The sequence below is a fragment of the Curtobacterium sp. YC1 genome, assembly GCF_016267665.1.
Lineage (GTDB): Bacteria > Actinomycetota > Actinomycetes > Actinomycetales > Microbacteriaceae > Curtobacterium.
Genome location: NZ_CP066341.1, coordinates 2,965,671 through 2,989,786, shown reverse-complemented (window position 1 = coordinate 2,989,786; position 24,116 = coordinate 2,965,671). Strand labels below are relative to the sequence as shown.

At 71.8% G+C, this 24,116-nt stretch carries 21 protein-coding genes; 13 read left to right on the top strand and 8 right to left on the bottom strand.

Features of this window, described 5'->3' with window-relative positions; all coding sequences use genetic code 11:
• Positions 1–394: 394 nt before the first annotated feature.
• Both I8920_RS14120 and I8920_RS14115 read left to right on the top strand, forming a co-directional pair.
• The gene (locus tag I8920_RS14120; protein WP_198656920.1) at positions 395–2,203 is read left to right on the top strand and encodes an ABC transporter ATP-binding protein; all 1,809 of its coding nucleotides are present in this window, start codon (positions 395–397) and stop codon (positions 2,201–2,203) included.
• The gene (locus I8920_RS14115; RefSeq protein ID WP_232832755.1) at positions 2,200–4,104 is read left to right on the top strand and encodes an ABC transporter ATP-binding protein; all 1,905 of its coding nucleotides are present in this window, start codon (positions 2,200–2,202) and stop codon (positions 4,102–4,104) included. Before I8920_RS14120 ends, I8920_RS14115 begins: the two co-directional genes overlap by 4 nt.
• Before the next feature lie 48 nt (positions 4,105–4,152).
• Here I8920_RS14115 and I8920_RS14110 read toward each other — a convergent pair whose 3' ends face one another.
• Together I8920_RS14110 and I8920_RS14105 are read right to left on the bottom strand one after the other, a co-directional pair.
• Positions 4,153–4,743, bottom strand: a complete 591-nt coding sequence (locus I8920_RS14110) for a PIN domain-containing protein (RefSeq protein ID WP_198656919.1) — start codon at positions 4,741–4,743, stop codon at positions 4,153–4,155.
• A 26-nt stretch (positions 4,744–4,769) separates the two neighbouring features.
• Positions 4,770–5,393, bottom strand: a complete 624-nt coding sequence (locus tag I8920_RS14105) for a helix-turn-helix domain-containing protein (protein WP_232832754.1) — start codon at positions 5,391–5,393, stop codon at positions 4,770–4,772.
• Here I8920_RS14105 and I8920_RS14100 point away from each other — a divergent pair.
• Complete coding sequence (locus I8920_RS14100) at positions 5,392–5,817, top strand: DUF805 domain-containing protein (RefSeq protein WP_198656918.1); 426 nt, start codon at positions 5,392–5,394, stop codon at positions 5,815–5,817. The two genes, I8920_RS14105 and I8920_RS14100, sit on opposite strands and share 2 nt — an antisense overlap.
• A gap of 55 nt (positions 5,818–5,872) precedes the next feature.
• On the opposite strand, the gene I8920_RS14095 is transcribed toward I8920_RS14100, so the two are convergent.
• Together I8920_RS14095 and I8920_RS14090 are read right to left on the bottom strand one after the other, a co-directional pair.
• Positions 5,873–6,250, bottom strand: a complete 378-nt coding sequence (locus I8920_RS14095; RefSeq protein ID WP_232832753.1) for an MGMT family protein — start codon at positions 6,248–6,250, stop codon at positions 5,873–5,875.
• 14 nt (positions 6,251–6,264) lie between these two features.
• Positions 6,265–6,720: a GNAT family N-acetyltransferase gene (locus I8920_RS14090; protein ID WP_198656917.1), complete on the bottom strand. Its 456-nt coding sequence runs from the start codon at positions 6,718–6,720 to the stop codon at positions 6,265–6,267.
• 85 nt (positions 6,721–6,805) lie between these two features.
• Here I8920_RS14090 and I8920_RS14085 point away from each other — a divergent pair, with 85 nt between their 5' ends.
• Positions 6,806–8,056, top strand: coding sequence for an ROK family transcriptional regulator (locus I8920_RS14085; RefSeq protein ID WP_198656916.1), 1,251 nt, complete (start codon positions 6,806–6,808; stop codon positions 8,054–8,056).
• 269 nt (positions 8,057–8,325) lie between these two features.
• Positions 8,326–10,776, top strand: coding sequence for a lamin tail domain-containing protein (locus I8920_RS14080; protein WP_198656915.1), 2,451 nt, complete (start codon positions 8,326–8,328; stop codon positions 10,774–10,776).
• A 99-nt stretch (positions 10,777–10,875) separates the two neighbouring features.
• Here I8920_RS14080 and I8920_RS14075 read toward each other — a convergent pair whose 3' ends face one another.
• Positions 10,876–11,388, bottom strand: a complete 513-nt coding sequence (locus I8920_RS14075) for a hypothetical protein (RefSeq protein ID WP_198656914.1) — start codon at positions 11,386–11,388, stop codon at positions 10,876–10,878.
• Between the two features lie 239 nt (positions 11,389–11,627).
• Between I8920_RS14075 and I8920_RS14070 the strand changes: the two genes are divergently transcribed.
• From I8920_RS14070 to I8920_RS14045, 6 genes are all read left to right on the top strand, one after another.
• Complete coding sequence (locus I8920_RS14070; protein ID WP_198656913.1) at positions 11,628–12,986, top strand: extracellular solute-binding protein; 1,359 nt, start codon at positions 11,628–11,630, stop codon at positions 12,984–12,986.
• Between the two features lie 110 nt (positions 12,987–13,096).
• Positions 13,097–14,047 (top strand): carbohydrate ABC transporter permease, encoded by a 951-nt coding sequence (locus tag I8920_RS14065; RefSeq protein WP_198656912.1) that lies wholly within the window; start codon positions 13,097–13,099, stop codon positions 14,045–14,047.
• 7 nt (positions 14,048–14,054) lie between these two features.
• The gene (locus I8920_RS14060) at positions 14,055–14,948 is read left to right on the top strand and encodes a carbohydrate ABC transporter permease (protein WP_372454434.1); all 894 of its coding nucleotides are present in this window, start codon (positions 14,055–14,057) and stop codon (positions 14,946–14,948) included.
• A gap of 37 nt (positions 14,949–14,985) precedes the next feature.
• Complete coding sequence (locus I8920_RS14055) at positions 14,986–18,030, top strand: alpha-mannosidase (protein WP_198656911.1); 3,045 nt, start codon at positions 14,986–14,988, stop codon at positions 18,028–18,030.
• 220 nt (positions 18,031–18,250) lie between these two features.
• The gene (locus I8920_RS14050) at positions 18,251–18,991 is read left to right on the top strand and encodes a histidine phosphatase family protein (RefSeq protein ID WP_198656910.1); all 741 of its coding nucleotides are present in this window, start codon (positions 18,251–18,253) and stop codon (positions 18,989–18,991) included.
• Positions 18,981–19,844 carry an NAD(P)H-hydrate dehydratase gene (locus I8920_RS14045; protein WP_198656909.1) on the top strand — a complete coding sequence of 288 codons (864 nt, stop codon included), beginning with the start codon at positions 18,981–18,983 and terminating at the stop codon, positions 19,842–19,844. The genes I8920_RS14050 and I8920_RS14045 overlap by 11 nt, the downstream gene beginning before the upstream one ends.
• A 127-nt stretch (positions 19,845–19,971) precedes the next feature.
• Here the strand turns inward: I8920_RS14045 and I8920_RS14040 are convergent, their stop codons facing one another.
• The gene (locus I8920_RS14040) at positions 19,972–20,451 is read right to left on the bottom strand and encodes an NUDIX hydrolase (RefSeq protein ID WP_198656908.1); all 480 of its coding nucleotides are present in this window, start codon (positions 20,449–20,451) and stop codon (positions 19,972–19,974) included.
• Positions 20,452–20,510: 59 nt separating this feature from the next.
• Here I8920_RS14040 and nagB point away from each other — a divergent pair, with 59 nt between their 5' ends.
• Entirely contained in the window at positions 20,511–21,296 is a 786-nt protein-coding gene (gene nagB, locus I8920_RS14035; RefSeq protein ID WP_198656907.1) for a glucosamine-6-phosphate deaminase, read from the top strand.
• A gap of 15 nt (positions 21,297–21,311) precedes the next feature.
• On the opposite strand, the gene I8920_RS14030 is transcribed toward nagB, so the two are convergent.
• Together I8920_RS14030 and I8920_RS14025 are read right to left on the bottom strand one after the other, a co-directional pair.
• Positions 21,312–22,487, bottom strand: coding sequence for a MalY/PatB family protein (locus I8920_RS14030; RefSeq protein WP_198656906.1), 1,176 nt, complete (start codon positions 22,485–22,487; stop codon positions 21,312–21,314).
• Between the two features lie 44 nt (positions 22,488–22,531).
• Entirely contained in the window at positions 22,532–23,104 is a 573-nt protein-coding gene (locus I8920_RS14025; RefSeq protein WP_198656905.1) for a TetR/AcrR family transcriptional regulator, read from the bottom strand.
• A gap of 77 nt (positions 23,105–23,181) precedes the next feature.
• Here I8920_RS14025 and I8920_RS14020 point away from each other — a divergent pair, with 77 nt between their 5' ends.
• Positions 23,182–24,072 carry an SDR family NAD(P)-dependent oxidoreductase gene (locus I8920_RS14020; RefSeq protein ID WP_198656904.1) on the top strand — a complete coding sequence of 297 codons (891 nt, stop codon included), beginning with the start codon at positions 23,182–23,184 and terminating at the stop codon, positions 24,070–24,072.
• Positions 24,073–24,116: the final 44 nt, after the last annotated feature.

Sequence of the window (24,116 nt, the reverse complement as noted above, 5' to 3'; positions counted from 1 at the left end):
CGACGACTGGAGTGACGATGGACAACATGACCGGAACCGTGGCGACGGCCGCCCGCGCAGGTCTCGTGTCCGTCGTGGGGACCGCTCCCGCACGGCGGTCCACGACCGCACCGCGACCCCGCGCCGCGGCCGCCGTCTAGTCGGGCCGTTCCCACGGCCCCGCGGCGCAGCACCACCGGCGTCCGCGAACCACCCGCCTGAACCCGGGGGACGACCGTCCCCCGGTGCCTCCGGCCCGACCGACGTCACGCGAGTGACGGCGGAGACGCGACCACGCGCCCGGCCGATGATCACCACGCAACGCCACACCGAGCCTCCAGGCCGAAGCCGCGTAAGCACGCACGCGAGCGGCGGCGCGACCCGGGGACCCGGCAGACGCATGAGGACGCAACGCATGTCCAAGTCGCCCACCACGGCGCGCCCGTCCACCTTCCGCGCGATCGCGCGGATCCACCCCTACGTGAAGCCCTACCAGGGGCGCATCATCGGCGGCATGGCCGCAGCGATGGGAGCCTCCCTGGTGGCGCTCGCAATCCCCTACGTGCTGCAGTGGCTCGTCGACGGTCCGCTGTCGTCGCGCGACTCCGCGCAGATCTGGCCGGCCGGACTCGGGGTGCTCGCCCTCGGCGCGCTCGAGGCGTTCTTCATCGCCTCGCGCCGTCGTCTGGTGATGCGCCCGTCCACCCGCATCGAGACGAGCATGCGGAACGCCCTGTACGCGAAGCTGCAGGACCTGCCGGTCGCGTTCCACGACCGGTGGGAGTCCGGGCAGCTGCTGTCCCGTTCCGTGTCGGACCTGTCCCTGATCCGCCGCTGGCTGGCGTTCGGCGTCGTCCTGCTCGTCGTGAACATCGTCACGATCGTCGTGGGCTTCGTCGTGCTGTTCACCTTCGGGTGGCTGCTCGGCCTGATCTTCCTGATCGCGTCGATCCCGCTCTGGATCAGCGGGCTGCTCTTCGAACGCCGGTACTCCGTCGTCGCGCGTCGCAGCCAGGACCAGGTCGGCGACCTCGCCACGAGCGTCGAGCAGTCGGTGCACGGCATCCGCGTCCTCAAGGCCTTCGGCCGCGGCGGCGCGAAGCTCCAGGAGTTCAGCGAGCAGGCGGAGGCCCTGCGCGGCACCGAGATCAAGAAGGCGAAGGCCATCGCGGGCATCTGGCTGTGGCTGCTGCTCGTGCCGGACGTCGCGTTCGCGCTGTGCCTGCTCGCCGGCATCTGGCTGGCGTCGCAGGGCGAGCTCAGCGTCGGCCAGCTGTTCGCGTTCTTCGCGACGGCGACGGTGCTGCGGTTCCCGATCGAGTCGATCGGCTTCCTGCTCTCGATGACCTTCGACACCCGCACGGCGGTCGACCGGTTCTTCGAGGTGATGGACTCCGAGAACACCATCACGGACCCGGAACACCCGAAGACGATCGCGGAGCCGCACGGTGCCCTGTCGTTCAACGGCGTGCACTTCCGGTACCAGGACTCCGCACCGCAGTACCCGGACCTGATCAACGGCGTCGAGCTGCAGCTGCAGCCCGGCGAGACCATGGCGCTCGTCGGGCTGACCGGCTGCGGCAAGACGACGCTGCTCTCGCTCGTGCCGCGCCTGTACGACGTGACCGGGGGGTCCGTGACGATCGACGGGGTCGACATCCGCGACCTCACCCGCGAAGAGCTGCGCCGACACGTCGGCGTCGCCTTCGAGGACGCCACCCTGTTCTCGTCGACCGTGCGCGAGAACGTCCTGCTCGGACGGCCCGACGTGCACGGTGACGAGGCCGAGGCGCTCATGCGCGAGGCCCTCGACATCGCGCAGGCGTCCTTCGTCGACGACCTGCCCGACGGCGTCGACACCCGCGTGGGCGAGGAGGGCCTGTCGCTGTCCGGTGGGCAGCGCCAGCGCCTGGCACTCGCGCGAGCGATCGCTGCGCGGCCGTCGGTCCTGGTGCTCGACGACCCGCTGTCGGCGCTCGACGTCGACACCGAGGCGCGGGTGGAGGCCGGTCTGCGCCGTGTGCTCGCCGAGACCACCTCGCTCATCGTGGCGCACCGTCCGTCGACGGTGACGCTGGCCGACCGGGTCGCCCTGATGGAGAACGGCGTCGTCACGGCCGTCGGGACCCACCACGACCTGATGGCCACCAACGAGCACTACCGCTACGTCATCTCGTCGCTCGACGACGACGATGCGACGGCACGACAGGAGGCGATGGCATGAGCCAGCAGACCGACCAGGAGCTGCCGGGAGGAACGGCTTCCGTCCCGCAGGAGGCTGCGGACGAGCAGTCTGCCGCACCCGTCACCGCCTCGATCACCACGCTGGGCGTGCGCGGCGAGGAGCGTGAGGACTTCACCAAGGCCGAGAGCAAGCGCCTGCGGCGCCGGTCCCTCGCCCTGCTCGGCTCGCTCGCCGCACCGCTGAAGCTCCGGCTGGTGCTGCTCGGCATCGTGGTCGTGGTCTCGACCGCGGGCACCGTCGCGGGCCCGGCGCTCATCGCGTGGGGCATCGACAACGCCCTGCCCGCCGTGCTCGACCAGGACGACTGGGTGCCGGCGTTCGGGGTCGTCTCGACGTACATCGTCGTGGCCGTCCTCGGCGCGGTGCTCACCGCCTGGTACACGGTGCTCGCGGCGCGGATCAGCCAGGCGATCCTGTTCGACCTGCGCAAGCGGGTGTTCCTGCACACGCAGCGGCTGTCGCTCGAGTTCCACGAGACGTACACGTCGGGGCGGATCATCTCGCGCCAGACGAGTGACCTCGACTCGATCCGCGAGCTGCTCGACTCCGGGCTGAACCAGCTCATCCAGGGCGTGCTCTACATGGTGTTCACCGCCGTGGCGCTGGTGCTGCTCGACCCGACGTCCGGCCTGGTCCTCGCGGTGTCGCTCGTGCCGCTCTGGTTCCTGATCCGCTGGTTCCAGACGAACTCGCAGACGCTGTTCCGCGCCACCCGCGTCACCTCGGCGCGCGTGATCGTGCACTTCGTCGAGACGATGACGGGCATCCGCGCGGTGCAGGCGTTCCGCAAGGAGTCCCGCAACCGTGACGAGTACGGCGGCTTCGTCGAGGACTACCGGGTGGCGAACACGAAGGTGTTCAACCTGTTCGGCACCTTCGACCCGGTGCTCGTGCTCATCGGCAACGCCACGCTCGCCGCGGTCGTCATCGTCGGTGGGTTCCGGATCGTCGGTGGGACGCTCGAGGTCGGTGCGCTGCTCGCGGTCGCGCTGTACGCCAAGCGCTTCTTCGACCCGGCGCAGGAACTGGCCATGTTCTACAACGGGTACCAGTCGGCCTCGGCGGCGATGGAGAAGATCTCCGGCGTCCTCGAGGAACGGCCGAGCGTGCCGGACCCCGTGAAGCCCACCCGGCTGGCGGACGCCACCGGCAAGATGGACTTCGACGACGTCGTCTTCGCCTACAACCAGGGCAAGGTCGTGCTGCCCGAGTTCGACCTGCACATCCCGTCGGGGCAGACCATCGCCCTGGTCGGGTCCACCGGTGCCGGCAAGTCGACGCTCGCCAAGCTCATGGCGCGCTTCTACGACCCGACCCAGGGCTCGGTGAAGCTCGACGGCGTGGACCTGCGCGAGCTCGACACGAAGGACATGCGCCGCGCGATCGTCATGGTCACGCAGGAGGCGTACCTGTTCTCCGGCACCGTCGCGGACAACATCGCGCTCGGCAAGCCCGGTGCGTCGCGCGAGGAGATCGAGGCGTCGGCCAAGGCCGTCGGCGCGCACGAGTTCATCATGGCGCTGCCCGACGGGTACGACACCGACGTGAACAAGCGCGGTGGTCGTGTCTCTGCGGGTCAGCGACAGCTGCTCTCGTTCGCCCGGGCATTCATCGCCGACCCGAAGGTGCTCATCCTCGACGAGGCGACGGCGTCGCTCGACATCCCCTCGGAGCGACTCGTGCAGGAGGGCCTGGAGACCCTGCTCGCCGACCGCACCGCGGTGATCATCGCGCACCGCCTGTCCACCGTCGCGATCGCCCACCGGGTGCTCGTCATGGAGCACGGCCGGATCGTCGAGGACGGCACCCCCGCCGACCTCATCGGTGGCACCGGGCGGTTCGCCCAGCTGCACGCGGCCTGGCGCGACTCGCTCGTGTGACGAGTCGTGATGTCGGCGATGACGCTCCGCGGAGCGTCATCGCCGACATCACGCAGGGTCTGCCAGCTGGTGTCGGAGGAGCGCCGCGGCTTCCTGCATCGCGTAGCGGCTCTCCAGGACGTCGACGACCTGGACCGGCGACAGCTCGGGGCCGTGCCGTCCGGTCCTGGACGCGAGTTCGAGGACCGCCCGGGTCGCAGCCTCCGGACGGAGCGAGACCTGGTCGTGGACGAACGAGGCCGGTGCGAGGACGTCGATGCTGCTCGGGATCCTGTCGCCCGGGAAGTCCTTGCCGTTGAGGGTGACGATGGCGCCGGCTCCGCCCAGCTCCGCAGCGGCGACCACGTGTTCGTCGTCAGGGTCCGGGAGCCCGTAGGAACCGTCCAGGCGCTCCCATCCTGTGACGATGGCGTCGTCGAACGTCAGGCGCATCGTCTCGACCAGCCGGTGTGCTCGCTCCGCGGCGCCGGCCTCGTCCGTACCGCGAGCGACCAGTTTCGCGGCCTCGTGGTACTCGAGCTCATCGAGGATCGCCGTGCTCCAGATCGGGCGGTACACGCCCTCGATGGCGAGCGACAGCAGGAGATCCCGCTGGAGGCTGGGCCAGAGCACACACGTGTCGAGGAGCGCCGTGAACACGAGCGTAGTATGTCACGTGTCGCTGTTCAGTCTCGTCGGCCTGCTCGGAGCTGTCTCCGTGCGAGCCGGAGGTCCGCCAGCGTCGCGTCGACATCGTCGGCTTCGTCGTACTCCGTGGAGTACAGGGCCGCCAGTGCTTCGTACTGCTCAGCTCGGCGTCGCTTCCGGTACGCAAGCGCGTCCGCGAGCTTGATCCGTCGATGCGTGCTGATCTTCTCGAACGGGATGTCTCCCCGGTCGAGCATCTTGACGACCGTTGGTCGACTCACGTTGAGCAACTCCGCAACCTGCTGGGTCGTCAGCGTGCGGGACTGCGGGGAGACCGTGACGGCCAGGCCGAGCTGCATCGCTTCGACCACCTGCAGGAGCACTCGATGGACCTCGGCCGGGAGTTCGACGTGGTCTCCCGCCTCGGCTCCGGCGAGGAAGTAGCGGGCTTCGATCGCATCCCCGCCTGCTGCAGCACGGGCGGCGAGGAAGTCGTGGACCTGCGCGACCGCTCCGGCATCGGAAGCCTCGTACGTCTCCTGCTGCAGTGCATGCGCGTGTGCTGGCATCGTCATCTCCTCCGCAGCAACCGTAACAGGTTTCGTTCCTTTCGAATCAGGCGCCCGGATGTCGCGCTCCTCGACGTGATTGGCTTGCTCCATGACCAACGACAGCGTGCAGCCCGGCGGCGTCGCCCTCCACGAACCCTTCTACGGCGCCCCCTTCGTCGAGGCCGTGCGCCGGTTCTGGCGGAAGTACACCGTGTTCACCGGGCGGGCGTCCCGCGCCGAGTTCTGGTGGTGGTGGCTGACGTCGTTCGCGATCGGCCTCGTGCTGCAGCTCGTCCCGCAGGCCTTCACGCCGGACACCCCGCTGTTCGAGAACCCGGTCGGCTCCTACCTGTTCGTGCTGTGGGGGCTCGTGACGCTCGTCGGTTCACTCGCTGTCGGCGCCCGACGGCTGCACGATGCGAACCTGTCCGGCTTCTGGCAGTTCCTGCACGTGCTGCCGGGCATCGGCTCGCTCGTCCTGTACGTGCTGTGCCTGCTGCCCGCGAACCCGAAGGGTGCGCGGTTCGACCGCTGACCGCTGACCGCTGACCAGCGCGGCGGACCGGTCGCTGACCTGCCCGGCTCGGGGATCAGTACGGGTCGTCGCCGTCCGTCGTGGGCGACCAGCGCGCACGACGCATGTCGAGCCTCCAGGTCGAGGCCCCCTGCACGAGCGGGGTCCCCTCGGCGCGGTAGTGCTCGAGCGCCCGGGCCTCGTGGTGCAGGGGTGGGTGTCCGCCCGCGCGCACCACCCGCCACCACGGCAGGCCGGCACCCTCGTGCGCCATCACCTTGCCGACCGCGCGCGAGGCGCGTGAGCCGAGCGCGGCGGCGACGTCCCCGTAGGTCATGACGTGACCGGGCGGGATGAGCCGCACCACCTCGGCGACGGCAGCCCCGAAGTCGACGCCGTCCGTCGGCACACCGTCGGAGAGCACCGCGTCGGACGGCACCGCATCGGCCGGCACCGCGTCGGACGGCACTAGAGCGTCAGGACCGCGAAGTGGTCGCCGTACCGGGTCTCGCGCACGACCTCGAAGCCGACGGCGCGGAAGAACGCCTCGGGGCTGTCGTCGCCACCCGGCTCGTACACGACCGTCAGGCGCTCGAACCCACGGCTGCGTGCTTCCTCTGCCAGACCGTGCACGGCGAAGCGACCGACGCCGCGACCCTGCGCGCTCGCCGCGACGTTGACGCGCCAGATGCAGCTGCGCAGTTCTTCCTGCGCGTTGTCGGCGTCGAAGGACCCGATGATCAGCCCGAGGACCTCGTCGTCGTCCAGCACCACGCGGGTCCAGGCCGAGCTCGGCTTGACGTCGGACTCGGCGACGCCGTAGGTCGTCGGCTGCACGAACTGTTCCTGGCCCGGCTTGAGCGTCAGGGAGTTCGCCGCCGCAGCGGTCTTCGCGGAGAGTTCTTCCAGGCGCAGGTCGGACATGCGGCCAGGCTAACGGTGCGACCCGGCTCGGGGCCAGCGCTCGTGACCGACCGAGACCGCACCGTTGCCGCGGTATGGTCGCGACATGGCAGAACACCGGCGTGGGGCGAACCTGCCGTCGATCGGTGGGTTCAACCGCACGGTGATCCTGGACGCCGTCCGTCGGTCGCCCGACGGGCTGAGCCGCGTCGAGCTCGCCGCCCGCACGGGCCTGAGCGCACAGACCGTGTCGAACGTCACCCGGTTCCTCATCGAAGCCGGCATGATCGTCGAGTCCGGCACCGTCGTCGCCGGTCGCGGCAAGCCCCGCACGATCCTGCGGCTCGAGCCCGGCAGCCGCTACGCCGTCGGGGTGCACGTCGACCCGGCCGTCGTCACCTACGTCCTGCTCGACCTCGCGGGCACCGTGGTCGCCGCCACCACCACGTCCACCCCCACCGCCGACGACCCGTCCCAGGTCGTGCGGACCATGGCGACCGCCGTCGAACGGCTCGTCGCCGACGCCGGGGTGTCGGTCGACAGCGTGCTCGGGGTCGGCATCGCCAGCCCCGGGCCCATCGACGTCGAAGCCGGCATCGTCGTCGACCCGCCGTTCCTGCCGCGCTGGCGGGACGTCCCGCTGCGCGACGCGCTCGCCGAGGCCACCGGCTACCCGGTGCTGCTCGAGAAGGACGTCACGGCGGCGGTGGTCGGCGAGATGTTCCTGGCGGGGGAGTCCTCGGCGCGGAACTTCGCCTTCGTGTACTTCGGCACGGGCTTCGGCGTCGGACTCGTCATCGACCACGAGCCCGTGCGCGGCGTCGGTTCGAACGCGGGCGACGCCGGCCACATCATGGTCGACCAGGGGTCGCTCGCGGGCACCCCGGACGGTGCCGGGACCCGCGGCGAGGTCGGTGCGGCCGTCGCCCCCGACCGGCTCGTGCAGATCGCGCGGTCGCGGGGGCTGACCCTTGCCGTCGGCGGCGCCGCCGACCCGGCCAGTGCGATCGACGCCGCGTGGGACGAGCTGGCGGACGCCATCGCCCGCGGGGACGAGACGGCGACCGGGCTCGCTGCCGAGGCCGGCACCGTGATGGGGCGCGCGGTCGTGCTCATCGTGAACCTGCTCGACGTCGACCGCGTGGTGTTCGGCGGACCGTTCTGGTCGCGCATCGCACCGGCCGCGCTGCCGGCGGCACGGACGGCCATCGCGGGGTCGCCCCTGCTCGTGCCCAAGCACGACGTGCAGGTGGTCGAGAGCGACCGCGGCGCCGACGTCGCAGCGGTCGGGGCCGCGTGCCTGGTGCTCGACGCGTCGCTGTCGCCCCGCGCGAGCGCCCTGCTCATCCGCCGCTGACGGGGGCGCGCGCGTCGAGTGAGCAGAAGACGCCGGGCCAGCGATGGCGACCCGACGTCTTCTGCTGACCGGGTGCCGTGCGTGCGACCGCGGGACGGACGGGAGGCGCGGTGCGGGGCCGCCCCGCGCCTCCCGTCCGCGCACCGCGCGTCCAGAGCGCGGGCGCGACCCGGGACACCGTCCGTTCACCTCGACGCCACCGCCCGGACGCCCAGGTGCTGAACAGTCGTGCAGGTCTCCCTCCCCGCCCTCCCCGAGAAGGACCCTGCATGCGCGTTCCTGCCCTGCGCCCGCCCACGCTGCGGATCGGTGCGGCCATCGCGACCGCGATGGTCGTCGCCGGCGGCGTCGTCACGGCGACCCCGGCCCTCGCCGCCGTCGGTGACGACGACCCGACCATCGGCGCCGCCGCACCGAACGGCCTCGTCGTGAACGAGGTCGAGTCGAACGGCGACGACACCGACTGGGTGGAGCTCGCGAACACCTCGGGCACTGCGATCGACCTGTCCGGGTACGCGTTCCTCGACTCCGACAGCTCGCACGAGGCGTACGTCCTGCCGAGCGGCTCGACCATCGCGCCCGGCGGGCACGTCGTCGTCGATCAGGTCTCGGCCACGGCGCCCGGATTCGACTTCGGGCTCGGCGGTGCCGATGCGGTGCGCCTGTACGACCCCGCCGGCACCCTGGTGCTCCGGTACGCGTGGACGACCCACGCGGGTGTCACGTACGGCCGCTGCGCCGACGGCGTCGGACCGCTCGTGGACACCACGGCCTCGACCAAGGGGGCGGCGAACGACTGCTCCTCGCCCGTCCGGATCAACGAGGTCGAGTCGCAGGGCGGCACCCCGGGTGACTGGGTGGAGCTGACCAACATCGGCAGCGTGACCGTCGACCTGGGCGGGTACGTGCTGCGCGACAGCGAGGACGACCACACGTGGACGATCCCCGCCGGCACGACCGTCGCGGCCGGGGGCTTCACCGTGCTCGACGAGGCGGACTTCGGTTTCGGGCTCGGCGGGGCGGACGCCGTGCGGCTGTCCGACACCCGGGGCGTGGTCGTCGACTCGACCTCGTGGACGGCGCACGCCGCCACGACGACCGGCCGGAACCCCGACGGCACCGGCGACTTCGCGGAGACCGCGGAGCCGACGAAGGGTGCGGCCAACCGGTTCGCGGGCGTCGTGACCGCCGAGGCCTGGCCCGGCGGCGCGGACGAGACCGTGCTCGACGACGAGGGCACCTTCGCCGGTGACCTGAGCGGCCTGGACTGGACGACCTCGACGGCGTCGCGGGACGGGCAGCTCTGGGCCGTGCAGAACGGCGACGGGCTGCTCTACCACCTGACCTCGGACGGCGAGGGCGGCTGGGCGCCGTCGAACGCCGCGGGCACCGACCTGCGGTACGCCGACGGCACCGGTACCCCGGACGCCGAGGGCGTGACCGTCACGAGCGACGACCCCGGTGCCGTCTACGTGTCGACCGAGCGTGACAACGACGTGTCGAAGACGAGCCGCCCGTCGGTGCTGCGCTACGCCACGACCGACGGCTCCGAGGCCACACTCCGGGCGACCGACGAGTGGAACCTGGCCGCGGACTTCCCGGGCCTGGGCGCGAACGCCGGGCTCGAGGGCGTCACCTGGATCCCGGACACCTGGCTCACCGAGCACGGCTTCGTCGACGAGCGCACCGGTGCGGCGTACGCCCCGTCGACCTACGCCGGGCACGGCGAGGGCCTGTTCTTCGTCGGGGTCGAGGGCACCGCGAGCGTGTACGCCTACGCCCTGATGGACGACGGCTCGGCGCAGCGGGTCGCCACGATCGCGACCTCGCTCGCCGTCGTCGCCGACGTGCAGTTCGACCCGACGCTCGACGCGCTCTGGGTGGTCTGCGACGAGGTGTGCGCCGGTCGGACCGCGCTGTACGAGGTCGCCGACGGCGCCTTCACCGCCACGACGCTGTACGAGGCGCCGTCGAGCGCCGACCGCACGCTCGCCAACGAGGGCTTCGCGATCTCGGGTGTCTGCACCGACGGGGAGCGCGCGACGTTCTACGCCGACGACAACGACACGGACGGGTTCTCGCTGCGCACCGGGACGTACCCGTGCGAGGGCGGCGACACGGACCCCGGCACCGACCCGACGCCGGGTCCGACGCCCGGCCCGACGCCGGGTCCGACGCCCGGCCCGACGCCTGAGCCGACCCCGGGTCCGGGTGGCGGCAAGCCGACCCCGACGCCGACCACCGCCCCGACCCCGACCGCTCCGACCGCTCCGGTCGAGCCGGTCGTGCCGGTCGTGCCGGTGGCGCCGTCGGAGTCTGCTCTGACGGAGGCGAACCGTGGTGGTGTCTCGGCGCCGGCGACGGCTCGTGCGGGGGAGACGATCACGGTGACGGTCGGCACCGCGTCGGCCGGTGACACGGTGCGTGTGTGGTTGTACTCGTCGCCGACACTGATCGGCACGGCCGTGGTCGCGGCGGACGGCACGCTGCGGGTGACGATCCCGGCGGACACGGTGCCGGGTGCGCACCGGTTGGCGGTGACCGCTGCGGACGGGGCGTTGATCGGGTGGACCCCGATCACGATCACGACGGACGGGCAGTTGGCGTTCACGGGTGCCGAGGGCATGGGTGCTGGTGCGCTGGTGGCGTTCCTGCTGCTCGCGGCGGGCGCGGGCGTGCTGATCGTCCGCCGCCGTCGGAAGGCCGCGACCGCGGAGTAGCCCCCGCCGCGCCCCGGTCGGGCGCTGAGTGAGCAGAAGACGCCGGGTTCCCGTCGCGGACCCGGCGTCTTCTGCTCACTCGGTGGGGTGCGCGAGCGCTCAGTGCTCCGCGCCGTGCATGGTCTGCGTGTCGTCCTGACCGGGGATCGGCTCCTCGGTGGTCCAGCCGTACCAGCGGCCGTCGATCTCGGCGACCGCACGACCGTCGCCGCAGCCGACCAGTCCCGTGGTGGGCAGGTCCGACGGCAGGAAGTCCGCGGTCATCGCCGGGCCGCCGTAGGGCTCGTCGAGCTTCGTGCAGTCGCCGACGTCGACACCCTTCGCCGACGAGAACCCGATGACGTAGCCGGGCTGCGAGACGTGGAGGCGGACGTCGATGTCCTCCGCGTCCTCCGGCACCCACTCCGGCATGAAGAACGCCAGGTCCTCCGACTCCCCGGAGCGCGGCGCGTCGGCGTACGTGTCGAAGTGCTTCGTCGGGGTCTTGTTCGGCACGATGTCCGCGACCACGCTGCAGCCGGCGGTCAGCAGCAGCGCGGACAGCGCGGCGGTGGAGGCGAGGGCGATCCGCAGGGAGCGGCGGGCGGTGGTGGGGCGCGTGGCGGTGGTCATGGATCCAGTGTCGCGACGGCGCCGGCGCCGGAACAGCACGTGCGCACCCGGACCGGGCCGGGGGTTACCCCCACCTGCGGAGCTCGGTCGCAGCCAGCGCGGACCCCGACCGGGCGCAGTGGACAGGCCGCATCGCGCCGTCCGCCAGATACTCCTTGACACGGTTATGTCCATACGCTGGACTAATCTTGCGCGCGGGTGATGGAGCCCGCGGACATCACCCGTGCAAAGGAGCACCGATGAAACGCACCCGCATCATCGCCGGATTCGCAGCCGTGGCCGTGGCCGCGGTCGGTCTGGCTGGCTGCTCGAGCTCGGGGTCCGCCTCGAGCGACACGATCAAGATCGCGTACCAGAAGTTCGGTGCCTTCCAGCAGCTCGACGCCCAGTTGAAGGTCGTCAAGAAGCAGTACGAGAAGGACCACCCGGGCAAGAAGGTCGAACTCGTGCCCATCCAGGCGCAGGAGAACGACTACGCCACCAAGCTCGCGCTCATGAACAAGGCGCCGGCCACCGCCCCCGACGTCATCTACGAGGACACCTTCCTCATCAAGGCCGACGCCGAGGCGGGCTACCTGCTGCCCCTCGACGAGTACACCGCGAAGTGGGACGAGTGGGACCAGTTCTTCGACAACGCCAAGCAGGCGGGCGAGGGCGAGGACGGCAAGACCTACGGCATCCCGATGGGCACCGACACCCGTGCCCTCTGGTACAACAAGGACATCTTCGAGGAGGCCGGCCTCGACGTCCCGTGGAAGCCGAAGACCTGGGACGACGTCCTCGCGGCGGCGAAGACCATCAAGGAGCAGCAGCCGGACGTCATCCCGTTCAACATCTACTCCGGCAAGGCCCAGGGCGAGGCGTCCACCATGCAGGGCTTCGAGATGCTGCTGTACGGCGCGGACGGCCCCGGCAACACGCTCTACCAGGACAAGAAGTGGGTCACCGGGTCGGAGCAGTTCGAGGACTCGCTGCAGTTCATCGAGGACGTGTACCAGGGCGACCTCGGTCCCACCCCGCAGCAGGCGCTCGACACGAACATCGGTACGACGATCACGCAGTCGTGGCTGCCGGAGGGCAAGCTCGCCATCGACCTCGACGGGTCGTGGCAGTCCGGCACCTGGCTGGAGACCGGTACCGCGCCGTGGCCCGAGTGGAACGACGTGATGGGGCAGGCGCCGATGCCGACGCAGAACGGCCAGGAGCCCGGCTACAACTCGATGTCCGGCGGGTGGACGCTCGCGGTCGGCGCGAAGTCGAAGGACCCGAAGGGGGCGTTCGACTTCATCACGACCTTCCTCGACAAGGACGGATCGCTCAAGTACGACTCCGAGAACAGCCAGATCGCCGTCCGGAAGGACGTCGCCTCGGACCCGGAGTACACCGGCGCGAACCCGACCTTCGAGTTCTTCTCCGGTCTGGTCGAGAACACCAACTTCCGTCCGGCGACGAGTGACTACTCGCAGGTGTCCAACGCGATCCAGGTCGCGATGGAGTCGGTGATGACCGGCCAGCAGTCGCCGAAGGAGGCGGCAGACGCCTACGACGAGGCCGTCACGCAGGTGGTCGGCGAGGAGAACACGGTCTCCGCGGGGTGACGGACGTCACCCCCTGACGGCCTGGAGGCGCGGCGCGGTCCCGCACCGCGCCTCCCGGTCCGTCCTTCCCCACCTTCGGAACCCCTCTCCGCACCCGGAAGGCAACCCCCGTGTCCAGCACCCCCCTCGCGCCGACGCTGTCGGCGCCCGGTGCGCCGAAGCGCACCGATCCACCCGTCCCCCGCAGACGGCGACCACTGCGCAACGTCGGCCGGGCCGTCCCGCTCCTGCCCGCGCTCGTCCTGCTCGTCGTCTTCCTGCTCGGCCCCGTCATCTCGTCGTTCTACGGGTCGTTCACCAACTCGGCACTGACCGGTGCCAACGCCGCCGACCAGCAGTTCGTCGGGTTCCAGAACTACGTCGAGCTGTTCCAGGACCCGGACTTCCCCAAGTCGGTCGTCCTGACCGTCGTGTTCCTGCTGGCCTCGGCCGTGGTCGGGCAGAACGTGCTCGGGCTCGGCCTGGCACTGCTCATGCGCTCGGCGAACAAGGTCGTCCGGGCCGTCGTCGGCACCTTCGTCGTGGCCGCGTGGGTCCTGCCCGAGATCGTGGCGTCGTTCGCCGCGTACGCGTTCTTCAACGACGAGGGCACGCTCAACGCGTTCCTCGCGTCCATCGGCATCACGGGCGCGAACTGGCTCTACACGTACCCGATGCTCGCCGTCATCCTGGCGAACATCTGGCGCGGCACCGCGTTCTCGATGCTCGTGTACTCCGCGGCCGTGCAGGAGGTCCCCGAGGAGATCACCGAGTCGGCCGAGGTGGACGGCGCGACCGGCTGGCAGCGGCTCGTCTACATCACGCTGCCGGTCATCCGCCGGTCGATCTCGACGAACCTCATGCTCACGACGCTGCAGACGCTGTCGGTCTTCACCCTCATCTTCGTGATGACGGGCGGCGGACCGGGCACGAACTCGTCGACCCTGCCGATCCTGGCGTACCAGGAGGCGTTCAAGTTCTCGCAGCTCGGATTCGGGACCGCCATCGCGACGATCCTGCTGATCGTCGGTGCGGTGTTCTCGGTCATCTACATCCGGGCGCTCAAGCCGGAGGTGGACTGACATGGCCATGACCGCCGCTCGCCACGACACGACCTCGACCCGGGCCGTCACGGCGCCGGGTTCGATGCACATGACCTCGCCGCGGGGTCGCACCATGCGGTGGGTCGCGAACGTCGTGCTGCTCGTCATCGCGGTCTGCTTCGCGGTGCCCCTGCTCTGGCTGCTGCTCGCCTCGGTCGACGCGCAGGCGTCGCTGTCGGTGAAGCTGCCGTCGCAGTTCACGCTCGACAACTTCACCCAGGTGCTCACGCCGGAGCTGTCGTTCATCCCGCTCGCGAACAGCCTGCTGCTGTCCGGCGGCACCGCGGTCGTCACGGTGGTCTTCGCCCTGCTGGCCGCGTACCCGCTGTCCCGCTACAAGATGCGCGTCAACAAGCCGTTCCTGTACAGCATCCTGTTCGGCACCGGCCTCCCGATCACCGCGATGATGGTGCCGGTCTACGCGCTGTTCGTGTCGCTCAACCTGATCGACAACGTGTGGGGCTGCATCTTCTTCCTCGCCGCGACCTCGCTGCCCATGGCCATCTGGATGGCGAAGAACTTCATGGACTCGGTGCCGATCTCGCTGGAAGAAGCCGCCTGGACCGACGGTGCCTCGATGCTCACGACGCTGACGCGGATCGTCGTGCCGCTCATGCGCCCGGGCATCGCCGTCGTGTTCATCTTCGTGTTCATCCAGGCGTGGGGGAACTTCTTCGTCCCCTTCGTCCTGCTGCTCTCGCCCGACCAGGTGCCCGCCGCGGTGAGCATCTTCAACTTCTTCGGGCAGAACGGGGCGGTGGCGTACGGCCAGCTCGCCGCGTTCTCGATCGTCTACTCCGTCCCCGTCATCGCCCTCTACGTGATCGTGTCCCGAGGCCTCGGCGGCGGCAACGCCCTCGCCGGCGGCATCAAGGGCTGATCCGCCGGCCCCGGCCGGCCCACTCGAAAGGAACCACATGCACCAGGACGAACCGCTCGTCGAGGCCCGCATCGCCCGCCTCGTCCGCGACCGCGTCGACCCCGCCGTCCACCGCCGCTCGGCGCCGGTGATGATCGAGGCGTGGGAGGTGCCGGGCGAACCGGTGCCGTTCGACACCGCCGTGCGCGAGACGTACGAACCGTTCACGGTCGGCTCCTCGTGGGGTGGGCGGCCGTGGGGCACGACCTGGTTCCGGGTGACCGGGACGGTGCCGTCCGACTTCGGCACCGCGCCGGGGACCACGGCCGAGCTGTTCGTCGACCTCGGCTTCACCAAGCGGCACCCGGGGTTCCAGGCCGAGGGGCTCGCGTTCCGCCCGGACGGGTCCACCATCAAGGCCGTCGAACCGCGGAACAACGCCGTGCCGCTCGCCGTCGGCCCCGGCGAGCCGTTCGAGCTCTACGTCGAGGCCGGCGCGAACCCGGACATCGGCGGTGACTCGTTCCAGGGCGCGACGCCGCTCGGGTCGCGCTCCACCGCCGGTGACCGCCCGATCTACCGGCTGCGGGCGCTCGAGGTCGTCGAGCGTGACGACACCGTGTGGGAACTGCAGCAGGACCTGTGGGTGCTCCGCGGGCTGATGGCCGAGCTGCCGACCGACGGCACCCGCGGCGCCGACATCCTGCGCGCGCTCGAGCGGGCGGCGGACGCGCTGGACCCCGACGACGTGCCGGGCACCGCGGCAGACGCCCGCGCCGCCCTCGCCCCGGCGCTGGCCGTGCCGGCGAGCGCAGCCGCCCACCGTGCCGTCGCGGTCGGCCACGCCCACATCGACTCCGCCTGGCTGTGGCCGGTGCGCGAGACGAAGCGCAAGTGCGCCAGGACGTTCTCGAACGTGCTCGACCTGATGGACCGCGACCCCGACTTCACCTTCGCCTGCTCGTCCGCGCAGCAGTACGCGTGGATCCGCGACGAGTACCCGGAGATCTTCGGCCGGATCAAGCAGCGGGTGGCCGAGGGCCGGTGGATCCCGGTCGGCGGCATGTGGGTGGAGTCGGACACGAACCTGCCCGGTGGCGAGGCCCTGGCCCGGCAGTTCGTCGCCGGCAAGCGGTTCTTCCTGGAGGAGTTCGGCGTCGACACCCCCGAGGCCTGGCTGCCCGACTCGTTCGGCTACTCGGGCGCCCTGCCGCAGATCGTCCGTGCCGCCGGCTCGAAGTGGTTCGTCACGCAGAAGCCGTCGTGGAACGAGACGAACGTCATCCCGCACACCTCGTTCCACTGGGAGGGCATCGACGGCTCCCGCGTCCTGACGCACCTGCCCCCGGCCGACACCTACAACTCCGACGTCTCGCCCGCCGACCTGCACCGCGGCGAACGGAACAACAAGGAGCGCGGCACCGCGAACACCTCGATGCTGCTCTACGGCTTCGGCGACGGCGGCGGCGGACCCACCCGCGAGATGGTCGGCGCCGCGCACCGCCAGCACGACCTGGACGGGTCGCCCCGCGTGACGCTCGGCACCCCGGCGCAGGTGTTCGAGCAGATCGAGCAGGACCTGCCGACCCCGGGGGTCTGGTCGGGCGAGATGTACCTCGAGTTCCACCGCGGCACGTACACGTCGCAGATCCGCACGAAGCAGGGCAACCGCCGGTCCGAGCACCTGCTGCGCGAGGCCGAGCTCTGGGCAGCGACCGCCGCCGTCCGCCTCGGCGCGGAGTACCCGTACGCCGAGCTCGAGCAGGCCTGGCACACCGTCCTGCTGCAGCAGTTCCACGACATCCTGCCGGGGTCGTCCATCGCCTGGGTGTACGAGAACGCCGAGGCCGAGTACGCCCGGGTCGCCGAGGTGCTCGAGGGGCTCATCGGCACCGCGACGACGGCGCTCGCCGCGGGCGGGACCGCGGGGGCCGACGCAACCGGCGCCGCCGCCGGTGCCCCCGGGACGGTCGTGCGCTTCAACGCCGCGCCCGTCGCGGCGGGGGACGCGACCGCCCTGGGAGGCTCGCTCGGCGTGGCACCGCGACCCGTGCCTCCCGTCCGTTCCGGTGACGGCTTCGTGTTCGACACCGGCGTGGTCACGGCGACCATCGACGCGGCCGGCCACGTCGTGTCGCTCGTCGACCGTGCGAGCGGTCGCGACGCCGTCGCGCCCGGCGCGGCCGCGGCCGAGTACACCGTGTTCCGGGACACCCCGAACCAGTGGGAGGCGTGGGACATCGACCGCGCCTACCAGCGCAACGGCACGGTGCTGACGGCCTCGTCGGTCGCGGTGAACGGGGACACGCTCGTGGTCGAGCGGTCCTTCGGGTCGTCGACGCTCACCACGCGCTACTCCGCCGTCGAGGGCGAACCCGAACTCACCGTCGAGACCGAGGTCGACTGGCACGAGCACCAGAAGCTGCTCAAGCTCGCGTTCCCCATCGACTTGCTCGCCCCCACGGCCTCGAGCGAGATCCAGTTCGGGCACATCGACCGGCCCACGCACCAGAACACCTCGTGGGACCACGCCCGCTTCGAGACCTCGGCGCACCGGTGGGTGCACGTGGCCGAGCCGGGCTTCGGGGTCGCGGTCGCGAACGACTCGACCTACGGGCACGACATCACCCGCGAGACCCGCGCCGACGGCGGCACCACGACGCTCGTGCGCGAGTCGCTGCTGCGCGGTCCGACGTTCCCGGACCCGGACGCCGACCAGGGGCACCACGTGTTCCGCACGGTGCTGCGGGTGGGCGCCTCGGTGCTCGACGCCGCCGACTCCGGCTACCGGCTGAACCTGCCGGTGCGGAGCGTCGAGGGGTCGGCGCCGGTCGCACCGCTCGTGACGGTGTCGTCGCCGCAGGTGTTCGTCGAGGCCGTGAAGCTCGCCGAAGACCGCTCCGGCGACGTCGTCGTGCGGCTGTACGAGGGACTCGGCGGCCGGGCGAGTGACGTGGCGGTGGACTTCGGGTTCGACGACGCGTCGGTCACCGTGGTCGACCTGCTCGAGCGGCCCGTGGGGGCCAGCTGGGACGCGGGCACGCCGGTCTCGTTGACGCTCCGTCCGTTCGAGCTCGTGACGGTGCGCGTGCGTCGGGCCTGAGGCAGCGGGCCCGCCGCCCCCCCCGGTGGGGGAACGACCGCGGCGCCGGACGGGACACGGGTGCGTCCCGTCCGGCGCCGTGTCGTGTGTGCGGCCCGTCGGGCGCCGTGCGGCTTGCGGCCCGTCAGGCGCCGCGTGGCGGCCCGTCGGGCGCCGTGTCGCGGGTGCGGTCCGTCGCGGACGGTGAACCGGCCCAGCGGCGTCTGACTAGCGTGGCGGCATGGCAGTGCAGGAGATCTGGCTCGTCCGCCACGGTGAATCGGTCGCGAACGTCGCAGCAGCCCGGGCGGAGGCCGCGGGGGACGACGTGATCGCGATCGACCACCGCGACGCGGACGTGCCGCTCAGCGACCTCGGCCAGGAGCAGTCGCGGGCGCTCGGCGCGGAACTCGCCGAACGGGGCTTCGACGACGTACCCGTCGCGCTGTGGGTGTCGCCGTACCTGCGGGCGCAGCAGACCATCGCGATCGCACTCGACGCCGCCGGCCTGACAGAACCGGACCGGCGGGTGGACGAGCGGCTCCGGGACCGCGAGCTCGGCGTCCTCGACCTGCTCACCCTGCAGGGGGTCCGGAACCGCCACCCCGACGAGGAGCGTCGTCGGCAGTGGCTCGGCAAGTACTACCACCGTCCGGCCGGCGGGGAGTCCTGGGCCGACGTGATGCTCCGCCTGCGGTCCGCCATGGTCGACGTCGACCGGCTCGAGGGTCCGGAACGACTGGTGATCGCCGCACACGACGCCGTCGTCACGCTGACCGTCGCGGTCTGCCTCGACCTCGACGAGCCGACCCTCATGGAGTTCGCGCGGACCCACGCCGTCGCGAACGCCTCGCTCACCCGACTCCGACGCGACGGGGCCGGTTCGCCCTGGACGCTCGAGGAGTTCTCGTCCGTCGGGCACCTCGACGACGACGAGATCACGCAGCACACCGGCCGGAAGGACGACGCCCATGTCCGTTGACACGATCTCCCCGAACTTCCTGCGCGACTGGCCCCTGCCGGACGCCGGTGCCGGCAAGTACGGCCGCGGCCAGGTCCTCGTCGTCGGCGGTGCCGCCCGTACCCCCGGGGCGGCGGTGCTCTCGGCGCTCGCCGCGCTGCGGGTCGGCGCCGGACGGCTCACCCTGGCGGTGGGGCGGAGCGTGGCGAACGAGGTCGCGGTCACGGTACCCGAGTCCGGCGTCGAGCCGCTCGACGAGGACCAGGACGGGCACATCGCGCAGGGCGCCATCGAGGGCATCGCGGCCGCCGCGGCGAGTGCCGACGCCGTGCTGGTCGGGCCCGGGCTCGACGAACCGGACGGCAGCCGCGACCTGGTCGCCGGACTGGCGGACGTCGTCGGCCCGCAGACCCTGGTGGTGCTCGACGCCTTCGCCCTCGGTGTCGCCGCCGACGTGCGCGACCGGCTGGAGCCGCTGCGGGGCCGCCTGGTGATGACGCCGAACTCCGGCGAGGCCGAACGGCTGCTCGGTCGGGAGTGCGGTGACGACGACATGGCCGACGCCTCGGCGATCGCCCAGCGGTTCGGCGCGGTCGTCGCCCTCGGTGACGCGATCGCGACGCCGCAGGGTCGGGGCTGGCTCAAGGGCACCGGCTCCGGCGGGCTCGGCACGAGCGGGAGCGGTGACGTGCTCTCCGGCGCGGTGACCGGGCTCCTGGCCCGTGGCGCGGACCCGGCACAGGCGGTGGCGTGGGCGTCGTACGTGCACGCTGCCGCGGGCGACCGGCTCGCGGTGCAGGTCGGACCGCTCGGCTACCTGGCGAGCGAGCTCGTGACGGAGATCCCGCGGGTGCTCGTGGAGCTCGGCGCCTGACGCAGCCCGGGTCAGCCCCGCCGCGGCGGCGTGTTTTCGCGCTGAGCGACACTCCACGCGTGACGAGGCGCGTGAACTGTCGCTGTGCCCGAGAGGTCGGACGGACCGACGGGAGGCGCGGGGCTGCTCAGCGCTGGAAGCGTGCGGCGGGTTCGTCGGCCAGGACGGCCTCGATGCGTGCCGTCATGGTCGCCGGCATCTCGGGCAGGTCGTCGAGCCGGGCCCAGAACGCCTCGGTGTTCTCGCCGTCGGCGGGGAACGGCGTCCCCGAGACCCAGCGGCAGGCGAACACCAGGTCGAGGTACTGCGCGCGGTCGCCGTTCGGGTACGTCATCTCCGGCAGGACCTGCACCCACGCCAGCCGTTCCGCGACGGCGACGACGTCGGCTTCCTCCAGGACCTCGCGTTCGGCGGCGACGGCGGGTTCCTCCCCGGGGTCGACGATGCCCGTCACGGGCGTGCAGGCGCCGGAGTCGGCGCGTCGGACCACGAGCAGTTCCCGGTCGGGGCCGGAGCCGCGCGTCACCACGGCCGTCACGCCGGTCAGCCAGAGCGGGGCGGTGCCGATCTGCTCGCGGAGGGCCAGGACGAAGTCGGGGGTCGGCATGCCCCCACGCTACCGATCCACCCCTGTCGCGGACTGGTCATGACCAGTAGCATGACAGCGTGGAGATCATCATCCTGCCCACGCCGGACGAGGTCGGTCGCGTCGCTGCGGCCAAGATCGCGTCCGTCGTCGCCAAGAAGCCGTCCGCCGTCATCGGTCTCGCCACCGGGTCCAGCCCGCAGGGCATCTACGCCGACCTGCAGCGTCGCGTCGCCGCCGGCGAGATCTCGTTCGCCGAGGCACGCGGGTTCGCGCTCGACGAGTACGTCGGGATCCCGCTCGAGCACCCGGAGTCCTACGCGAGCGTCATCGCGCGTGACGTCGTGGCGCCCCTCGGCTTCGACGCCTCGCGCGTGCGGGTGCCGGACGGCCGCGCCGCCGACCTGGAGTTCGCCGCGAAGGAGTACGACGCCGCGATCCGCGCAGCAGGTGGCATCGACGTGCAGATCCTCGGCATCGGTGCCAACGGGCACATCGGCTTCAACGAGCCGACGTCGTCGTTCGCCTCGCGTACCCGCATCAAGACCCTCGCACCGTCGACGCGCGACGCCAACGCGCGATTCTTCGACGCCCCGGAGCAGGTCCCGACGCACTGCATGACGCAGGGGCTCGGCACCATCCTCGAAGCGCGCGAGCTCGTGCTCGTCGCCCAGGGCTCCTCGAAGGCCGCCGCGGTCGCCGCCGCGGTCGAGGGGCCGCTGTCGTCGTTCGTGCCCGGCTCCGCGCTGCAGCTGCACGAGCACGCGACCGTCGTGGTCGACGAGGAAGCGGCAGCTGGCCTGCAGCTCGCTGACTACTACCGGTACACGTACGCGAACAAGCCGGCCTGGCAGCGCTTCGAGTAGGCCCCGGGTCCGAGTTCAGGCCCGGGCTGCTGCGGCGAGCCGGCTGAGCCCCTCGTCGAGGGTCTCCGCCGAGCAGCCGAAGTTCAGCCGCGCGAAGCCCCGGCCCTGCCGCCCGAACGCCGGGCCGGAGGCGAGTGCCACCTTCGCCTGCTCGACCAGCGCCACCGCGGGGTCGTCGCCCCACGGCAGCGCACGGAGGTCGAGCCACGCCAGGTAGGACGCCTGCGGCTGCCGGTACCCGGCGCCGGGCAGTGCCTCGCCGATGCGCTCGGCCAGGGTGCGCCGGTTCGCCGCGAGCTCGGTCAGCAGCGACGCCAACCACGGCTCGCCCTCGCGGAACGCGGCGATGCTCGCGGTGTAGCCGAGGATGCCGGTGCGCTCGACGACCTCACCGGGCAGTCCGTCGAACCACCCGCGTGCCCGCTCCGAGGCGCCGACCATCAGGGCGCACTTGGTGCCGGCCAGGTTCCACGCCTTGCTGGCACTCGTCAGTGCGACGCCGAGCGCCGCGGCCTCCGGGCAGGAGTCGAGGAACGGGATGAACACGGCGTCGGCGTGCACGAGCGGTGCGTGGATCTCGTCCGACACCACGACCGCGTCCCACTCGGCGGCCAGCTGCGCGAGCGCGGTGAGCGATGCCCGGTCGTGCACGAGGCCGAGCGGGTTGTGCGGGTTGCAGAGGAGCACCGTGCGAGCACCGTCGGCGAAGGCCTGCGCGATCCCGTCCAGGTCCATCCGCCACCCGGCCGTCGTGTCGAACGGGTCCGCGGGGCCCTCCGGCGCCAGCAGCGGGACCTCGGTGACCGTGCCGCCGGCCTCGGACACGTACTCCCAGAACGGCGGGTAGACGGGCGGCATGATCACGACCTGGTCGCCGGGCTCGATGACCCGTCGCAGCACCTCGACCGCCGCGACCGAGACGTCCGTGGTGGTGCGGACCAGGTCGGGGTCGACCCGCCACGACCACCGGCTCCCCGCGAAGTCGGCGAAGGCCTCCGGCAGCGCACGGCCGTGCCCGACGTACCCGGTGTCGCCGTTCGTGACGGCGGCGACGAGGGCCTCGCGCACCGGCTCGGCCGGCACCGAGTCCATCTCCGCGACGAACATCGGCAGGACGTCGGGCGGGTAGGCCGTGTACTTCTCGCTCGTGCGGACGCGCTGTGCATCGAAGACGGAGACCATGACGCTCATGCGCCCATCCTGACAGCGAGGCACGCGGGGCGCGAGGGCGGTGGTCAGGGCGGGCGGAGGCCCGCCAGCAGCACCTCGACGTAGCGCTCGGCGTCGTGCACCCGGGAGCCGCCCGCCACGGCGGCCGCCCGCATCCCGCACAGCAGGCGTCGCAGGTCGTCCGCGTCGACGTCGGCACGGACGAGCCCCTCGGCCCGCGCCCGTGCGAGCAGCGCGTCGACGGACTCGACCAGGTCGCCCGCGAGCGCCGCGGTGTCGGCGCACGAGAACCCGCCGTTGGTCAGCAGGTCGCCGAGGGCGGCATCGTCGACCATGCTCCGGAACGCAGCCGTCACGACCCCCCGGAGCGCGTCCGCCGCGTGGGGCAGTGCGACGGCGACGCGGACGAGGTCGAGCATGTCCTCGAGCGCGTCGATCGCGAGTGCCTCGAGCAGGTGCTGCTGCGACGGGAAGTGCCGGTAGGCGGTCCCGACACCCACGCCGGCCTCGTGCGCGACGGCGTTGAGGAGCGGCTGCTCGCCCCGATCGAGGTACGACCGGGCGACGTCGAGCAGCGCGGTCCGGTTGCGCTGCGCATCGGAGCGCAGCGCTTCGGGTCGAGCCATCGCGATCGTCATACGGACACTCTATCCGCTTGTGCTAGCGTTCCGGATGGATCATCCGATTACAGACGACGAGTGAGCAGGAGACGACGATGGACACCTTCGAGTGGGAACCGTCCGCGATGCCCGACCAGCGCGGCCGGACCGTGGTGGTCACCGGCGCGACCGGTGGACTCGGGCTGGTGGTCGCGACCCGGCTCGCAGCCGCCGGAGCGCGCGTCATCGCGGCGGTCCGCAATACCGACAAGGCGGCTCGCGTCCTGCCCGTCGGCCTGGAGGCGCGGCTCGTCGACACCGCATCGGTCGCCTCGGTCACGGCGTTCGCCCGGCAGCTCGTGGCGGACGGCATCGGCGTGGACGCCCTCGTCAACAACGCCGGCGCGACGTTGGGCGCGTTCGGGTTGACGGACGAGGGCATCGAGCGCACCTGGGCCACCAACGTCGTCGGCCCGGCGGTGCTCGCCGACGCGATGCTCCCGGTGCTCGGCGGACCGTCGCCCCGGGTCGTCCTCGTCGGGTCGAACCTGTCGCAGCGCATCCGCCGCGTGCCCGCGCCGGGCGGGGTGGACGATCCGAGCGACTACTCCCAGCTCGCCGTGTACACCGACTCGAAGACGGCGGCGACGGCGCTCGCGGTCGACCTCGGTGAGCGGCTCCGCGCGGCCGGCTCGGACGTCCGCTCGGTCATCGCACACCCCGGCATCGCGGCGACGGGGATGAACGACCAGGCCGAGACCCTCACGCAGCGCCTCGGCGGCGTGATCGCCCGCAGCATGGCCCGGACCGCGGAGGACGGCGCTCGCTCGACGCTCTGGTCGGCCACCGCGTCGGACGTCGCCGAGGGGGTGTTCGTCGGGCCGGCGCTGCGCCGGGGGGACCGGCGGCTGCACGTCGTGCCCGTCCGCGGGGCCGCCGCCGACCCGGTGTTCCGGCAGCGGGTCCGCACCTTCGTCGACGAGGTCGCCGCGCGTACCGTCGTCTGACCGGGCGGGGCCGGGCCCGCCGCCGAACCCGACGTGAACAGCGG

Coding starts and splice junctions, on each gene's coding strand:
- I8920_RS14120 (WP_198656920.1), top strand. CDS start 395: ATGTCCAAGTCGCCCACCACGGCGCGCCCGTCCACCTTCCGCGCGATC.
- I8920_RS14115 (WP_232832755.1), top strand. CDS start 2,200: ATGAGCCAGCAGACCGACCAGGAGCTGCCGGGAGGAACGGCTTCCGTC.
- I8920_RS14100 (WP_198656918.1), top strand. CDS start 5,392: ATGACCAACGACAGCGTGCAGCCCGGCGGCGTCGCCCTCCACGAACCC.
- I8920_RS14105 (WP_232832754.1), bottom strand. CDS start 5,393: ATGGAGCAAGCCAATCACGTCGAGGAGCGCGACATCCGGGCGCCTGAT.
- I8920_RS14090 (WP_198656917.1), bottom strand. CDS start 6,720: ATGTCCGACCTGCGCCTGGAAGAACTCTCCGCGAAGACCGCTGCGGCG.
- I8920_RS14085 (WP_198656916.1), top strand. CDS start 6,806: ATGGCAGAACACCGGCGTGGGGCGAACCTGCCGTCGATCGGTGGGTTC.
- I8920_RS14080 (WP_198656915.1), top strand. CDS start 8,326: ATGCGCGTTCCTGCCCTGCGCCCGCCCACGCTGCGGATCGGTGCGGCC.
- I8920_RS14075 (WP_198656914.1), bottom strand. CDS start 11,388: ATGACCACCGCCACGCGCCCCACCACCGCCCGCCGCTCCCTGCGGATC.
- I8920_RS14070 (WP_198656913.1), top strand. CDS start 11,628: ATGAAACGCACCCGCATCATCGCCGGATTCGCAGCCGTGGCCGTGGCC.
- I8920_RS14060 (WP_372454434.1), top strand. CDS start 14,055: ATGACCGCCGCTCGCCACGACACGACCTCGACCCGGGCCGTCACGGCG.
- I8920_RS14055 (WP_198656911.1), top strand. CDS start 14,986: ATGCACCAGGACGAACCGCTCGTCGAGGCCCGCATCGCCCGCCTCGTC.
- I8920_RS14050 (WP_198656910.1), top strand. CDS start 18,251: ATGGCAGTGCAGGAGATCTGGCTCGTCCGCCACGGTGAATCGGTCGCG.
- I8920_RS14045 (WP_198656909.1), top strand. CDS start 18,981: ATGTCCGTTGACACGATCTCCCCGAACTTCCTGCGCGACTGGCCCCTG.
- I8920_RS14040 (WP_198656908.1), bottom strand. CDS start 20,451: ATGCCGACCCCCGACTTCGTCCTGGCCCTCCGCGAGCAGATCGGCACC.
- I8920_RS14030 (WP_198656906.1), bottom strand. CDS start 22,487: ATGAGCGTCATGGTCTCCGTCTTCGATGCACAGCGCGTCCGCACGAGC.
- I8920_RS14025 (WP_198656905.1), bottom strand. CDS start 23,104: ATGACGATCGCGATGGCTCGACCCGAAGCGCTGCGCTCCGATGCGCAG.
- I8920_RS14020 (WP_198656904.1), top strand. CDS start 23,182: ATGGACACCTTCGAGTGGGAACCGTCCGCGATGCCCGACCAGCGCGGC.